The following is a 14,585-nucleotide window of genomic DNA, read 5'->3' as shown; positions in this document are numbered from 1 at the left end:
CCTCCGGGCGCTGGTAACAAAAGGAATTGAAATGCGTATTTTTCTCTTACTTCTGATGCTATATGGTTTCCAGGCATTCGCTGAACAATTGCCTTCAGTAACTGACTTAACCGGGACATTAACGACAGAAGAACAAACTGCTTTAAATCAACAATTACAGACTCTCGAGCAGCAAAACCACTTCCAGGTGGCCGTGTTGGTTACGCCGACCACAGGGGGCAAAAACATTAAACTTGCAGCCTCTCAGAGCTACGAGATATATCACTGGAAACCCGTTGGAGAGAAGCGGTACGGCGAAGGTATCTTAATTCTCGTCGTTTGGCCGGAAGGGCTGGCGTCAATGAATATTGGACATGGACTGGAAGAGATGTTGCCGCCGGAACAAGCTGCGCAAATTGTTCGTTACCATATGCGGCCAGAATTCGAAAAAAACAATCTCTTTGCTGGATTAACGGGCGGAATTGAAAGCATCGCACAGTTTACCCATATCAAAGCGAACCTTAGCCCTTTGGATGCTTTAGCCAATCATCTGTTTGCTAATCCGCAACGCTCTCTGCCATGTCTTGCCTGGACACTGCTGATGATCGTTGCCATCGTTGTCCTCTGGCGATTTACCACCCATCCAGGGCCTGGCATATGGATGATATCGATGATTACCCCTATGGTCTGGTTTTTCTGCTTTCAGAACGATGTCATCATTCGACGGGTATCGGTCGTTTGTTTTAGTTTATTTTTCGCAGCAATCTGCTGGCAGCGTCTCGCGGTAGTTTTTAATATATGCCGCGCATTTCCTATGATGCTGGCCCCCCAAAATAAAAACGCTAAAGTGAAAAAACAAAAGAAGGCTCCGCAGGTTCGTGAATCAGGACGAAATTCATTGTTTGTCGTGCTGCTGATAATTGTTGTGGGATGGTGCCTGGTATTCGCCAGTAATAAAGATATTGCGTTCATCTCAACAATTATTGGGCTAATTGATCATTTTATCGGTCCAATAACCATTGCTGGCATCGTTCTGCTGATCATTGTGGCCAAATTTACTGGCAATCTTAAACTGGGATCAGGACATAAAAGCAACAGGAAAACGGGGAATCGTAATGCTCATTCTCGCTCTTCGTCGAAAAATTCTTTCCGCGGTGGCGGCGGTTCTTCAGGAGGCGGCGGTTCATCCGGCCGTTGGTGATCGTTATGCGTATAATCCTTTTTCTACTCACTTTATGGTGCCTTCCTGTGTTTGCCCAGCAAATTGCTGTGCCGGAGCTGCGCCAACAGGTGACCGATATTACTGGTACCTTAAGCACGTCTGAACAACAATCACTGACACAACAGCTGCAGGATATTACACAAAAAACACGGGCACAGGTCGCTGTATTAATAGTGCCATCCACCGGAGACGATTCTATTGAACAATATGCTACAAGGGTTTTTGACAATTGGCGTTTAGGAGATGCCAAACGTAATGATGGGATACTGATCGTTATTGCCTGGTCGGATCGAACTGTCCGCATTCAGGTAGGTTATGGGCTGGAAGAAAAGGTAACCGATGCTCTGGCTGGCAATATCATCCGTAGCATCATGATACCCGCCTTTAAAAAACAAAAATTAGCTAAGGGATTAGAGTTAGCTATAATCGCTTTGAATAACCAACTCACTTCACAACACCAATATTCGTCTAATCCTTCAGAAAGTGAATCAGCGTCTTCCAGTGATCATTACTACTTTGCTATTTTTTGGGTATTTGCAGTGATGTTCTTCCCTTTCTGGTTTTTTCATCAAGGCAATAATTTTTGTCGGGCATTTAAAAGCAGTGTTTGTATTTCAACAGTCTATCTTATAGATTTATTCCTGTTCTCCGATCAAACTTTTTCCATTGCTGTATTTTCCTTCTTTTTTACTTTCACCATCATTATGGTCTTTACCTGGTTATGTGTCCCACAGAAAAAAGCATCAGGTAGAAGTTATCATTCAGACAGCAGCGGTTCTGGTGGCGGCTCAAGTGGCGGCGGATTTAGCGGAGGTGGCGGTTCTTCTGGCGGTGGCGGCGCGTCTGGCCGCTGGTAACTCAGCCATAAAAAATGCCAGCCCGAAGGCTGGCATTTTTAAATCAGATAAAGTCAGACTTATGCTTGGCCTTTGATCTCTTTACGACCGTTGTACGGTGCTTTTTCGCCCAGAGCTTCTTCGATACGAATCAGCTGGTTGTATTTAGCAACACGGTCAGAACGGCTCATAGAACCCGTTTTGATCTGGCCTGCAGCAGTACCAACAGCCAGGTCAGCGATGGTAGCGTCTTCAGTTTCGCCAGAACGGTGAGAGATTACTGCAGTGTAGCCAGCGTCTTTCGCCATCTTGATTGCAGCCAGAGTTTCGGTCAGAGAACCGATCTGGTTGAATTTGATCAGGATGGAGTTAGCGATGCCTTTTTCGATACCTTCTTTCAGGATCTTGGTGTTGGTTACGAACAGGTCGTCACCAACCAGCTGGATTTTGTCGCCCAGAACTTTGGTCTGGTATGCGAAACCGTCCCAGTCAGATTCGTCCAGACCGTCTTCGATAGAAACGATCGGGTACTGTTTGGTCAGTTCTTCCAGGAAGTGAGTGAATTCTTCAGAGGTGAACGCTTTGTTGCCTTCGCCAGCCAGAACGTATTTACCGTCTTTGTAGAATTCAGAAGCTGCGCAGTCCATCGCCAGAGTAATGTCTTTGCCCAGTTCATAACCAGCAGCTTTAACAGCTTCAGCGATAACAGCCAGAGCTTCAGCGTTGGAACCCAGGTTCGGCGCATAGCCACCTTCGTCACCAACAGCAGTGTTCATGCCTTTCGCTTTCAGAACTTTTGCCAGGTGATGGAAAACTTCAGAACCCATGCGGATGGCTTCTTTCACAGTTTTCGCGCCAACCGGCTGAATCATGAATTCCTGGATATCAACGTTGTTGTCAGCGTGCTCACCACCGTTGATGATGTTCATCATCGGAACCGGCATAGAGTATTTGCCCGGAGTACCGTTCAGTTCAGCGATGTGCTCGTACAGCGGCATGCCTTTAGCGGCAGCAGCAGCTTTGGCGTTAGCCAGAGATACAGCCAGGATTGCGTTCGCGCCGAATTTGGATTTGTTTTCGGTGCCGTCCAGGTCGATCATGATCTTGTCAATGCCAGCCTGATCTTTGGCATCTTTGCCAATCAGCGCCTGAGCGATCGGGCCGTTAACTGCAGCAACAGCTTTAGTTACGCCTTTGCCCAGGAAACGGGATTTGTCACCATCGCGCAGTTCCAGAGCTTCACGGGAACCAGTAGAAGCACCTGACGGAGCAGCTGCCATACCGACGAAACCACCCTCCAGATGTACTTCGGCTTCAACAGTCGGGTTACCACGGGAGTCGATGATTTCACGACCGATGATTTTTACGATTTTGGACATTAGGTTTTCCTCAAGTCACTAGTTAAACTGAAACTCCAGACAAACAACGCGTACCCTGGGTACGCGTTGCCGTTCTAACTTTTTTACTTACTTCGCCTGACGTTTCTGGAACTCACTGGCGGCTTTCACAAAGCCTGCAAACAGCGGGTGGCCATCACGTGGAGTAGAAGTAAACTCCGGATGGAACTGACAAGCCACGAACCATGGATGATTCGGAACTTCGATGATCTCGACCAACTGATCATCCCCGGAACGGCCCGCAACGCGCAGACCTGCATCTTCAATCTGTTTCAACAGCATGTTGTTGACTTCGTAACGGTGACGATGACGCTCAACAATTGTCGGCGCATTGTACAGCTGGCGAACCAGGCTATCGTCAACCAACTGGCACTGCTGTGCGCCGAGACGCATGGTACCGCCGAGATCGCTCTTCTCGCTACGAACTTCAACGTTGCCGTTTTCATCGCGCCACTCGGTAATCAGCGCCACAACCGGGTACTTACAGTCTGGCACAAATTCCGTAGAGTTGGCGTTCTCCATGTTGGCAACATGGCGAGCGTAATCAATTAACGCCACCTGCATACCCAGGCAAATGCCCAGATAAGGAATATTGTTCTCACGCGCAAAACGCGCGGTCGTAATCATGCCTTCAACGCCACGATAGCCGAAACCGCCAGGTACGAGGATCGCGTCCAGACCTTTAAGGATTTCAACACCGCGCGTTTCAACATCTTGTGAATCGATCAGTTTGATGTTGACGCTGACACGATTCTTCAGCCCACCGTGTTTCAGTGCTTCGATCACGGATTTGTAAGCATCCGGCAGTTCAATGTACTTGCCGACCATACCGATGGTGACTTCACTTACCGGATTCGCTTCTTCGAAGATAACCTGTTCCCATTCGGACAGATTCGCTTCCGGGCAGTTTAAGCTGAATCGTTTACAAATATAATCGTCCAGCCCCTGAGATTTCAACAGGCCCGGAATTTTATAGATGGAATCGACGTCTTTCAGAGAAATAACCGCTTTTTCCGGGACATTACAGAACAATGCAATCTTCGCACGTTCGTTCGCCGGAACGGCGCGATCTGAACGACAAATCAGGATGTCAGGCTGGATACCGATTGAAAGCAGCTCTTTTACGGAGTGCTGAGTCGGTTTGGTTTTGACTTCACCAGACGCTGCCATGTAAGGCACCAGCGTCAGGTGCATAAACAGGGTGTGCTCACGGCCAATTTCAACAACCATCTGGCGAATCGCTTCGAGGAACGGCAGGGACTCGATATCACCTACAGTACCGCCGATTTCTACCAGTACCACGTCATGACCTTCACCGCCTTCCAGCACGCGCTCTTTGATAGCGTTAGTGATGTGCGGAATAACCTGTACGGTTGCGCCGAGGTAATCACCGCGGCGTTCTTTACGCAGAACGTCAGAGTAGATACGACCCGTGGTGAAGTTGTTGCGGCGGCTCATTTTGGTACGAATGAAACGCTCGTAATGCCCCAGGTCCAGGTCGGTTTCAGCGCCGTCTTCAGTAACGAACACTTCCCCGTGTTGGATTGGGCTCATAGTACCTGGATCGACGTTGATGTACGGATCCAGTTTCATGATGGTCACATTGAGGCCACGGGCTTCAAGAATGGCTGCGAGGGAGGCTGCGGCAATGCCTTTACCCAGAGAGGATACGACCCCGCCGGTCACAAAAATATAGTTCGTTGTCATGCTGAACCTGAGAAGTTAGGTTGAAAAGACGATGGAATAACCAGGACGGGAAAGCAGTATACCCGAACATGACCTGTGCCACAAACTTTCATTATCCCTCCTCTTCGCCAGCGCACCATTGAAATCAGGAGTGAGAAAATAGCCCCTTTGGGGTAAATGTTTTTGACGCAAATCAAGCGCTTGTCATTTAAAAAATGACACAAATCGCGCTTGACCGCGTAATTCCCTTAGAGATCAATTTCCTGCCGTTTTACCTGTTGCCAGACTTCTTCCATTGTTTCGAGGTCAACACCTGTCATTTCCAGTCCACGCGCGGCAACAATACGCTCCACTTCGCGAAAACGACGCTCGAATTTTTCGTTCGCTTTTTGCAATGCGATTTCCGCTTTTGTCCCTAAATGACGAGCCAGATTAACCGTGGCAAACAGCAGGTCACCCATTTCCTCCTCCAGTTTAGCCTGGTCGACAACAGCCTGCCGCGCCTCGTACATCACCTCGTCGATCTCTTCGTAGACCTTATCGACTACCGGGCCGAGCGTCGTCCAGTCAAAGCCAACGTTGGCGCAACGTTTCTGGATTTTTTGCGCACGCATTAAAGCCGGCAAACTACGAGGAATATCGTCCAGCGCCGAATGCTGCGCTTTCTGCGCGCGCTCTTCGGTTTTGATTTCTTCCCAACGGGCGAGCACTTCATTACTGTTTTCGGCAGAACTGCCTGCAAAAACATGCGGATGGCGACGTTCTAGCTTATCGCTAATCGCGGCGCAGATATCATTAAAATCAAAGCGCCCTTCTTCCTGAGCCATTTGCGCGTAAAACACCACCTGGAACAACAGATCGCCGAGTTCACCGCGCAGTTCGTCAAAGTCTTCGCGGGCGATGGCGTCCAGCACTTCGTAGGTTTCTTCAAGGGTGTAAGGTGCAATGGTGGCAAATGTCTGCTCTTTATCCCACGGGCAGCCGTTTTCCGGGTCGCGAAGACGCTGCATAATAGTGAGCAAACGGTCGATTTGATTCATTAGAATGTCCTGAAAATTGCGGGTCTGTCAGGTAGAAACCTGAGACCAGAATAGAAGTGAGTTAGTAACACTACCCAATCAGTACGTTAATTTTGGCTTTAATGAGTTGTAATTCCTCTGGGGCAACCGTTCCTTTCTTCGTTGCTCCTCTTGCCCGCCAGGCGATACTTTTTACCTGATCAGCTAACGCTACACCATCACGTTCCTGACCGGATAAAACAACTTCGAACGGATATCCTTTTGATTGCGTTGTACAAGGAACACACAGACACATACCTGTTTTGTTGTTGTACATGAACGGACTCAGGACAACAGCCGGACGATGTCCGGCTTGCTCGCTACCTTTTGTCGGGTCAAAATCAACCCAAATCAGATCGCCCGTATCGGGTACGTATCGGCTTACCATTACCAGACTTCCTTATCTTTCGGCTCCCCCCAGTCGATATTCTCGTGGAGGTTTTCCGGCGTGATGTCGTTGACCAGTTCAGCAAGCGTAAATACGGGCTCTTTACGCACTGGCTCAATAATTAATTTGCCATCCACCAGGTCAATCTTCACTTCATCATCAATATTCAGATTGAGCGCCTGCATTAACGTAGCCGGGATCCGCACCGCCGGTGAATTTCCCCAACGCTTTACGCTACTGTGGATCATAACCCTTTCCTCAAACCGCTATCATATGTAGATACAGTATATATCAATCTACATTGTAGATACGAGCTAATTTCGGCCTAACTCCCATGCAACCGACGTGCGTCGATAACATCCGGCACCTGGTTGAGTTTACCCAGCACTCGGCCCAGCACTTGCAGGTTGTAAATCTCAATAGTCATGTCGATGGTTGCCAGTTGCTGTTTGGTGTCGCTACGGCTGGCAACGCCAAGCACGTTCACCTTCTCGTTGGCGAGAATGGTCGTGATATCACGTAACAACCCACTACGATCATTAGCCAGAACACGAACCACCAGCGAATAACCAGCTGAGTAGCTCTCTCCCCATACCGCGTCAACAATACGTTCTGGTGCGTGTGAACGCAGCTCCGCCAGTTGCTCACAGTCTGCACGATGCACTGAAATACCGCGTCCCTGAGTAATGAAGCCGACAATCTCATCTCCAGGAATCGGCTGGCAGCAACGCGCGATGTGGTGCATCAGGTTGCCAACACCTTCTACTACCACTCGACCGTCATCTTTACGTCGGTTTTGTGGGGCATATGTTTTTTGCTGAAGCTGTTTCAGCGCGGCTGCATCTTGTTCTTCAGCACTTGGCTTATTGAACTGGGATTGCAGAAAATTCACCATCTGGTTGAGGCGAATATCTCCCCCGCCTATTGCAGCAAGCAGCTCTTCAAGCTCGTTAAAGTTATAACGCGGCAACAGGTGTTTTTCAGCCTCTTTCAGGCTGATTCCAAGATGTGCCAGCTCATCGTCGAGGATCTGTCGCCCGGCGAGAATGTTTTTGTCACGATCCTGTTTGCGGAACCAGGCATGAATTTTCGAGCGCCCACGACTGGTAGTAACGTAGCCAAGATTTGGATTTAACCAGTCACGGCTGGGGTTAGGCTGCTTTTGGGTGATAATTTCAATCTGATCGCCCATTTGCAGTTGATAGGTGAACGGCACGATACGTCCGCCAATTTTTGCCCCGATGCAACGGTGCCCGACATCACTATGGATGTGGTAAGCAAAATCAAGCGGTGTTGATCCGGCTGGCAGGTCCACCACATCCCCTTTCGGTGTAAAAACGTAAACCCGATCATCAAAGACCTGACTACGAACTTCGTCGAGCATCTCACCGGAGTCTGCCATATCTTCTTGCCAGGCGATCAGTTTACGCAACCATGCAATACGGTCTTCATGCCCGGATCTTGCTCCACTGGACGACGGGCCTTCTTTATATTTCCAGTGTGCCGCCACACCTAGTTCTGCATCTTCATGCATCTGTTTGGTGCGGATCTGGATTTCAACAGTTTTGCCACCCGGCCCCAGAACCACGGTATGAATAGACTGATAACCGTTTGGTTTCGGGTTAGCGACGTAATCGTCGAACTCATCCGGCAGGTGACGATAGTGAGTGTGCACTATCCCCAACGCGGCGTAGCAGTCCTGTAAACGTTCGGCAACGATACGTACTGCACGCACATCAAACAGCTCATCAAAGGCGAGGTTCTTTTTCTGCATTTTGCGCCAGATGCTGTAGATGTGTTTAGGACGGCCATACACCTCAGCTTTAACGCCTTCGGCTTTCATCTCAGCGCGCAGATGACCAACGAACTCTTCGATGTAGTGTTCGCGGTCGAGACGGCGTTCATGCAGCAGTTTGGCAATTCGCTTGTATTCGGTTGGATGGAGGTAACGGAAGCAGTAATCTTCCAGTTCCCATTTCAGTTGCCCGATTCCGAGACGATTGGCCAGCGGTGCGTAGATGTTAGTACACTCTTTTGCCGCCAGTACACGTTCATCTTCCGGCGCGTCTTTCACTTCACGCAGATGGGCAATTCGCTCTGCCAGCTTAATGACCACGCAACGGAAATCATCGACCATTGCCAGCAGCATCCGGCGTACGTTATCTACCTGCTCAGAAGATACCGCATCGGTATGTGTGGCTTTAAGCTGGCGAATGGCAGCCATATCCCGCACACCATGAATCAGATGAACAACAGACTTGCCCATACTTTCACGCAGTACGTCTTCGCTCACGACGTTGGCATCCGCCAAAGGGAACAACAACGCAGCCCGCAACGTGTCAATATCCATACTTAATGTTGAAAGGATTTCCACCATCTCAACACCACGCCACAACAAAAGACTGGCATCCGGGTGCCCTTGTGTTTGTTGCAGGCAATACGCCCAGGTTTCGGCTAAGCGCTCACACGACTGCTGGCTGGAGATACCCAGACTCGCGATCCATTTTTTCGGATCAAATTCACCAGCTTTATTGATATGTGCACTTCTTACCGCAACCATCGTCCTCTCCTTTAGGGACAAAGCCTGTCGTAAACGACAAGCTGCAATTATTACACGCGCTCAAAAAGAACCATCGACTCCAGATGCCCCGTGTGTGGGAACATATCCAGCATCGCCAGTCGCGCAATGGTATATCCTGCATTTATTAACGCTTCGCTATCCCGAGCCAGCGTCGCAGGGTTACAGGATACATAAACAACACGAATTGGTTCCAGCTTTATAATTTGCTGCATTACCCCTGCTGCACCTGCCCGCGCCGGGTCAAGAAGGACTTTATCAAAGCCGTTTTTCGCCCACGGCTGCTTCGTAACATCGTCTTCAAGATTTTCGTGATAAAACGTGACATTAGCTAAGCCATTTTCACGTGCATTTTTTCGCCCTTTTTCGACCAAAGCAGGAACACCTTCTACACCTACCACACTGGCTGCGCGTGTTGCCAACGCCAGGGTAAAGTTCCCCATTCCACAGAACAGATCCAGCACGCGTTCCTGTGGCTGGATATCCAGCCATTCAATGGCTTGTGCAACCATTTTCTGGTTTACGCCGTCATTCACCTGGATGAAATCGCGTGGGCTAAACATCAACCGTAGACCGTTGGAATCATACCAGGGCGTCTCACCGACCAGGGGTTCGAGTATCTCACTATCGGGCGCCAGGAACAGAGAAAGTCTTTCACAATGCGAAAAGCGTTCCAGTTTTTCTCTGTCGGCAGAACTTAGCGGCGCAGTGTGGCGCAAAATCATTAACGTCCCGCTGGTCGCTTGCACCAGCTCGACGTGTCCGAGATGGCGCACTGTCTGCAAACTCATCAGACATGCTCTGACCTTTGGCAGTAATGCTTCAATTTGGGGCACCAGAATAGGGCATTGCTTCACATCGACAATGTCACTGGAGGCAGCCTTGCGAAACCCCATCTGTAATTGTTGCGTTTTGGCCAGATAATTCAGGCTTAACCGCGCACGGCGGCGATATCCCCACGGCGCATCAGCGATAATGTCTGCAACATCGTGTTTCATTAATCTCGCCAACGCCGCACTTTTGCTTTGCTGCTGGAGTTCGACGCTGGCATGCTGTTGCTGGCAGCCACCGCAAACGCCAAAATGTGGGCAGCGAGGAACTTCACGCTGGGGACTATCGTTCAAACGACGAACAACTTTAGCCCGGGCAAATTGCCTTTTATCTTCGGTGACAGAGACTTCCGCGCTTTCTTGCGGCAATAAGCCGGGAATAAACAGCGCTTTTCCGTTATGACGAGCGACACCCTGACCAAAAGCGTCGAGGTCGTTGGCTGTAACGGTTATGATCTGACGCGTCGTCACGCGTCGTTTTGCAGAGTAGAATTGCGCCATTGGCGAGACTTTCTCAATTTAACAGTGTGAACTTAATTGTCCCATAACGGAACTCCATGACCAACTACAGCCTGCGCGCACGCATGATGATACTGATCCTGGCACCGACCGTCCTGATTGGTTTGTTGCTAAGTTTATTTTTCGTTGTGCACCGCTATAACGACTTGCAGCGTCAACTGGAAGATGCCGGAGCCAGTATTATCGAGCCTCTTGCGGTATCCACCGAATACGGTATGAATTTGCAAAACCGCGAATCGATAGGCCAGTTGATTAGCGTCCTGCATCGTCGCCATTCTGATATTGTGCGGGCGATTTCGGTTTTTGATGAGAACAACCATCTTTTTGTCACTTCGAATTTTCATCTCGATCCGTCAGCGATGCAACTTTCCAGCGGTGCGCCGTTTCCCCGGCAACTTAGTGTGACGCGCAATGGCGATGTCATGATTCTGCGCACGCCGATTATTTCTGAAAGTTACTCACCAGATGAATCACCCAGTAGCGAAGCCAAAAATAGCCAAAATATGTTGGGCTATGTCGCACTGGAGTTGGATCTCAAATCTGTTCGCTTACAACAATATAAAGAGATTTTTATCTCCAGCGTGATGATGCTGTTTTGTATAGGCATTGCGCTTATTTTTGGCTGGCGTCTGATGCATGATGTCACCGGCCCCATTCGTAACATGGTCAATACGGTTGACCGCATCCGTCGTGGGCAACTCGATAGTCGTGTTGAAGGCTTTATGCTCGGCGAGCTGGATATGCTGAAAAACGGCATTAACTCGATGGCGATGTCGCTGGCAGCCTACCACGAAGAGATGCAACATAATATTGACCAGGCCACCTCTGATTTGCGCGAAACACTGGAGCAGATGGAGATTCAAAACGTCGAGTTGGATCTGGCAAAAAAACGCGCTCAGGAAGCTGCTCGTATTAAATCGGAGTTCCTCGCCAATATGTCGCATGAGCTGCGTACACCACTCAATGGTGTAATTGGCTTTACTCGCCTGACATTAAAAACGGAACTCACTCCTACACAGCGTGATCACCTGAATACCATCGAACGTTCAGCTAATAATCTGCTCACCATCATTAATGATGTGCTCGACTTTTCAAAACTCGAGGCAGGCAAACTGATTCTGGAAAGTATTCCGTTCCCGCTGCGCAGCACGCTTGATGAAGTTGTAACATTACTGGCGCACTCTTCACACGATAAAGGTCTGGAACTGACTCTTAATATTAAGGGCGATGTACCAGATAACGTGATTGGCGACCCGCTGCGTTTACAACAGATCATCACCAACCTGGTAGGTAATGCGATTAAATTTACTGAACGCGGTAACATCGATATCCTGGTCGAAAAACGCGCGCTCAGTAACACCAAAGTGCAGATAGAAGTGCAAATCCGCGATACCGGAATTGGTATTCCTGAGCGAGATCAATCACGCCTGTTCCAGGCATTTCGCCAGGCTGATGCCAGTATTTCGCGCCGTCATGGTGGTACCGGGCTGGGGCTGGTTATTACACAAAAATTGGTTAATGAGATGGGCGGCGATATCTCTTTCCATAGCCAGCCAAACCGTGGTTCCACGTTCTGGTTCCACATTAATCTCGATCTGAACCCCAATATTATTATCGAAGGGCCGTCAACTCAGTGCCTCGCCGGTAAGCGCCTGGCCTATGTCGAACCGAACTCTGCAGCTGCGCAATGTACGCTTGATATCCTGAGCGAAACACCGCTGGAAGTGATCTACAGTCCAACCTTCTCGGCATTACCGGAAAGTCATTACGATATTATGTTGCTGGGGATTGCGGTTACTTTCCGTGAGCCTTTGACGCTGCATCATGAACGGCTGGATAAAGCCGTCGCAATGACCGACTTTTTGCTGTTAGCACTGCCGTGTCATGCTCAAGTTAATGCTGAAAAACTCAAACGAGAGGGTGTTGGCGCCTGCTTACTAAAACCGCTGACCTCCACTCGCTTACTACCGGCCCTAAAAGAGTTTGGCAATAAAAATCAAATTCATAGTTTATCTTCCACAGACGAAAACAAACTGGCGATGACCGTTATGGCGGTTGATGATAACCCAGCTAACCTGAAACTTATTGGTGCGTTACTGGAAGATAAAGTGCAACACGTCGAGCTTTGCGACAGTGGGCATCAGGCAGTTGAGCGCGCTAAACAAATGCCGTTCGATTTGATTCTGATGGATATTCAAATGCCCGACATGGATGGTATTCGGGCATGTGAACTTATCCATCAGTTGCCTCATCAGCAGCAAACACCAGTGATCGCCGTTACCGCCCACGCGATGGCCGGGCAGAAAGAAAAGTTACTTGGTGCAGGAATGAGCGATTATCTGGCGAAACCCATCGAAGAAGAGCGCTTGCATAATCTGCTCTTGCGCTATAAGCCTGGAAGCGGAATCTCTTCCCGGGTCGTCACGCCTGATGTAAATGAAGTGATGGTTAATCAAAATACGACCCTCGACTGGCAACTGGCGTTGCGTCAGGCCGCAGGAAAAACGGATCTGGCGCGTGACATGCTGCAAATGCTGCTCGATTTTCTGCCAGAAGTTCGCAACAAAGTTGAAGAACAACTGGTGGGGGAAAACACCGATGGTTTGGTTGATTTGATTCACAAATTACACGGCAGTTGTGGCTATAGCGGTGTACCACGCATGAAAAATCTCTGTCAGTTGATAGAACAGCAGTTGCGTAGCGGTACTAAAGAAGAGGATCTCGAACCTGAGTTCCTGGAATTGCTGGATGAGATGGACAACGTAGCGCGGGAAGCAAAAAAAATTCTCGGGTGATAATCAGATTGCTGACTGAGTGACATGTTATTAGCCGGATGCAGCGCAAACGCTCCATTCGGCTAATAATATATTTTAAATTCAATGAATTAAAATTAATCCAATATCCATTTTTTAATATGGTGCTGAATTAACAGTCTGGCCAATCTTAATTGTCGCGGCAATATTACGCGCGGTCAGGCGCACATTTTCAGCAGCATTTTCCAGTGCATCGTCCAGTGAACACACACTGTAAATCACACTAAACACAGCATCCAGCCCATGCTGGTGAACAACCCCCACATCCGCTGTCAGGCTGCCTGCAATTCCGATCACCGGCTTATGGTAGCGCTTGGCAATCTTCGCCACACCAACAGGTACTTTACCGTGAATGGTTTGACTGTCGATCCGCCCTTCTCCGGTAATCACCAGATCTGCATCGGCCACACACTCATCGAGGTTTAACGCGTCGGTCACAATTTCAATGCCACGGCGTAACTGAGCACCACAAAACGCATATAGCGCCACGCCCATGCCGCCCGCAGCACCACCGCCTGCAAGTTCTGACACTTCAAGCCCCAGATCACTTGCGATGATCTGTGCATAATGGCTAAGTGCATTATCCAGTCGCGCAATCATTTCCGGTGTCGCGCCTTTCTGCGGCCCAAAAATCACTGATGCGCCCTCTTCTCCCGTTAAAGGATTGGTGACGTCACAAGCCACTTCAATACGGCAACTTGCCAACCGGGGATCCAACTGACTGATATCAATTTTTGCCAGCAATTCAAGTGCTGCACCACCTTGCGCAATTTGTTGTCCTTGCGCATCCAGCAGTTTCGCTCCCAGTGCTTGTACCATTCCGGCACCGCCATCATTGGTTGCACTGCCGCCAATTCCAATAATGATATGCTCAACACCCGCATCAAGCGCATGGCGAATGAGCTCTCCTGTTCCCCAGGAGGTGGTTATCAGCGGATTACGTTTATTGACGGGCACCAGTTCCAGCCCGCTGGCTGCTGCCATTTCAATAAACGCCGTACGTTCATCACCAGAAAGGCCATAAAATGCCGACACTTGTTGCCCAAGCGGTCCGGTAACATCAACATGAACAATATGACCGCTTGTCGCCTCAACCATCGCCTCGACAGTACCTTCACCACCATCTGCTACTGGCAGTTTTACGTAATCCGCATCAGGCCAGATTTCCCGGAAACCCTGCTCAATGGCGGTCGCCACTGCAAAAGCGTTCAGGCTTTCTTTATATGAATCCGGTGCGATTACGATTTTCATTAGCCGTCCTTATTCATGCCAATTATGT

General features: G+C 49.3%; 11 protein-coding genes. 3 read left to right on the top strand and 8 right to left on the bottom strand.

Features of this window, described 5'->3' with window-relative positions; all coding sequences use genetic code 11:
• The first annotated feature begins 31 nt into the window (after positions 1–31).
• Together K0335_RS17560 and K0335_RS17555 are read left to right on the top strand one after the other, a co-directional pair.
• Positions 32–1,180 (top strand): YgcG family protein, encoded by a 1,149-nt coding sequence (locus K0335_RS17560; protein WP_219393968.1) that lies wholly within the window; start codon positions 32–34, stop codon positions 1,178–1,180.
• A gap of 5 nt (positions 1,181–1,185) precedes the next feature.
• A complete protein-coding gene (locus K0335_RS17555; protein ID WP_219393967.1) occupies positions 1,186–2,058 on the top strand; it encodes a YgcG family protein in 873 nt (290 codons plus the stop codon).
• A gap of 59 nt (positions 2,059–2,117) precedes the next feature.
• On the opposite strand, the gene eno is transcribed toward K0335_RS17555, so the two are convergent.
• The 7 genes from eno to rlmD all read right to left on the bottom strand — a co-directional run bounded on the left by eno (position 2,118) and on the right by rlmD (position 10,475).
• On the bottom strand, positions 2,118–3,416 hold the full coding sequence (gene eno / locus K0335_RS17550) for a phosphopyruvate hydratase (RefSeq protein WP_000036723.1): 1,299 nt from the start codon (positions 3,414–3,416) through the stop codon (positions 2,118–2,120).
• Positions 3,417–3,503: 87 nt separating this feature from the next.
• Positions 3,504–5,141 (bottom strand): glutamine hydrolyzing CTP synthase, encoded by a 1,638-nt coding sequence (gene pyrG, locus K0335_RS17545; protein ID WP_137568828.1) that lies wholly within the window; start codon positions 5,139–5,141, stop codon positions 3,504–3,506.
• A gap of 227 nt (positions 5,142–5,368) precedes the next feature.
• A complete protein-coding gene (gene mazG, locus K0335_RS17540) occupies positions 5,369–6,160 on the bottom strand; it encodes a nucleoside triphosphate pyrophosphohydrolase (protein ID WP_001071671.1) in 792 nt (263 codons plus the stop codon).
• 70 nt (positions 6,161–6,230) lie between these two features.
• Positions 6,231–6,566, bottom strand: coding sequence for an endoribonuclease MazF (gene mazF, locus K0335_RS17535; protein WP_000254750.1), 336 nt, complete (start codon positions 6,564–6,566; stop codon positions 6,231–6,233).
• Complete coding sequence (gene mazE, locus K0335_RS17530; protein WP_000581937.1) at positions 6,566–6,814, bottom strand: type II toxin-antitoxin system antitoxin MazE; 249 nt, start codon at positions 6,812–6,814, stop codon at positions 6,566–6,568. The genes mazF and mazE overlap by 1 nt, the downstream gene beginning before the upstream one ends.
• A gap of 77 nt (positions 6,815–6,891) precedes the next feature.
• A complete protein-coding gene (gene relA, locus K0335_RS17525; RefSeq protein WP_000226844.1) occupies positions 6,892–9,126 on the bottom strand; it encodes a GTP diphosphokinase in 2,235 nt (744 codons plus the stop codon).
• Between the two features lie 50 nt (positions 9,127–9,176).
• Positions 9,177–10,475, bottom strand: a complete 1,299-nt coding sequence (gene rlmD / locus K0335_RS17520) for a 23S rRNA (uracil(1939)-C(5))-methyltransferase RlmD (RefSeq protein WP_160193866.1) — start codon at positions 10,473–10,475, stop codon at positions 9,177–9,179.
• A gap of 56 nt (positions 10,476–10,531) precedes the next feature.
• On the opposite strand from rlmD, the gene barA reads away from it, so the two are divergent.
• Positions 10,532–13,288 carry a two-component sensor histidine kinase BarA gene (barA, locus tag K0335_RS17515; protein WP_219393965.1) on the top strand — a complete coding sequence of 919 codons (2,757 nt, stop codon included), beginning with the start codon at positions 10,532–10,534 and terminating at the stop codon, positions 13,286–13,288.
• Positions 13,289–13,402: 114 nt separating this feature from the next.
• On the opposite strand, the gene K0335_RS17510 is transcribed toward barA, so the two are convergent.
• Positions 13,403–14,557: a glycerate kinase gene (locus K0335_RS17510; RefSeq protein ID WP_046076125.1), complete on the bottom strand. Its 1,155-nt coding sequence runs from the start codon at positions 14,555–14,557 to the stop codon at positions 13,403–13,405.
• Positions 14,558–14,585 lie beyond the last annotated feature (28 nt).

The organism is Escherichia sp. GZ89 (assembly GCF_019366485.1).
GTDB lineage: Bacteria > Pseudomonadota > Gammaproteobacteria > Enterobacterales > Enterobacteriaceae > Escherichia > Escherichia fergusonii.
This window is presented reverse-complemented; position numbering and strand designations above follow the sequence as displayed.

What these genes read in the sequence shown, in the direction of transcription:
- K0335_RS17560 (WP_219393968.1), top strand. Translation starts at nt 32, where the DNA reads ATGCGTATTTTTCTCTTACTTCTGATGCTATATGGTTTCCAGGCATTC.
- K0335_RS17555 (WP_219393967.1), top strand. Translation starts at nt 1,186, where the DNA reads ATGCGTATAATCCTTTTTCTACTCACTTTATGGTGCCTTCCTGTGTTT.
- eno (WP_000036723.1), bottom strand. Translation starts at nt 3,416, where the DNA reads ATGTCCAAAATCGTAAAAATCATCGGTCGTGAAATCATCGACTCCCGT.
- pyrG (WP_137568828.1), bottom strand. Translation starts at nt 5,141, where the DNA reads ATGACAACGAACTATATTTTTGTGACCGGCGGGGTCGTATCCTCTCTG.
- mazG (WP_001071671.1), bottom strand. Translation starts at nt 6,160, where the DNA reads ATGAATCAAATCGACCGTTTGCTCACTATTATGCAGCGTCTTCGCGAC.
- mazF (WP_000254750.1), bottom strand. Translation starts at nt 6,566, where the DNA reads ATGGTAAGCCGATACGTACCCGATACGGGCGATCTGATTTGGGTTGAT.
- mazE (WP_000581937.1), bottom strand. Translation starts at nt 6,814, where the DNA reads ATGATCCACAGTAGCGTAAAGCGTTGGGGAAATTCACCGGCGGTGCGG.
- relA (WP_000226844.1), bottom strand. Translation starts at nt 9,126, where the DNA reads ATGGTTGCGGTAAGAAGTGCACATATCAATAAAGCTGGTGAATTTGAT.
- rlmD (WP_160193866.1), bottom strand. Translation starts at nt 10,475, where the DNA reads ATGGCGCAATTCTACTCTGCAAAACGACGCGTGACGACGCGTCAGATC.
- barA (WP_219393965.1), top strand. Translation starts at nt 10,532, where the DNA reads ATGACCAACTACAGCCTGCGCGCACGCATGATGATACTGATCCTGGCA.
- K0335_RS17510 (WP_046076125.1), bottom strand. Translation starts at nt 14,557, where the DNA reads ATGAAAATCGTAATCGCACCGGATTCATATAAAGAAAGCCTGAACGCT.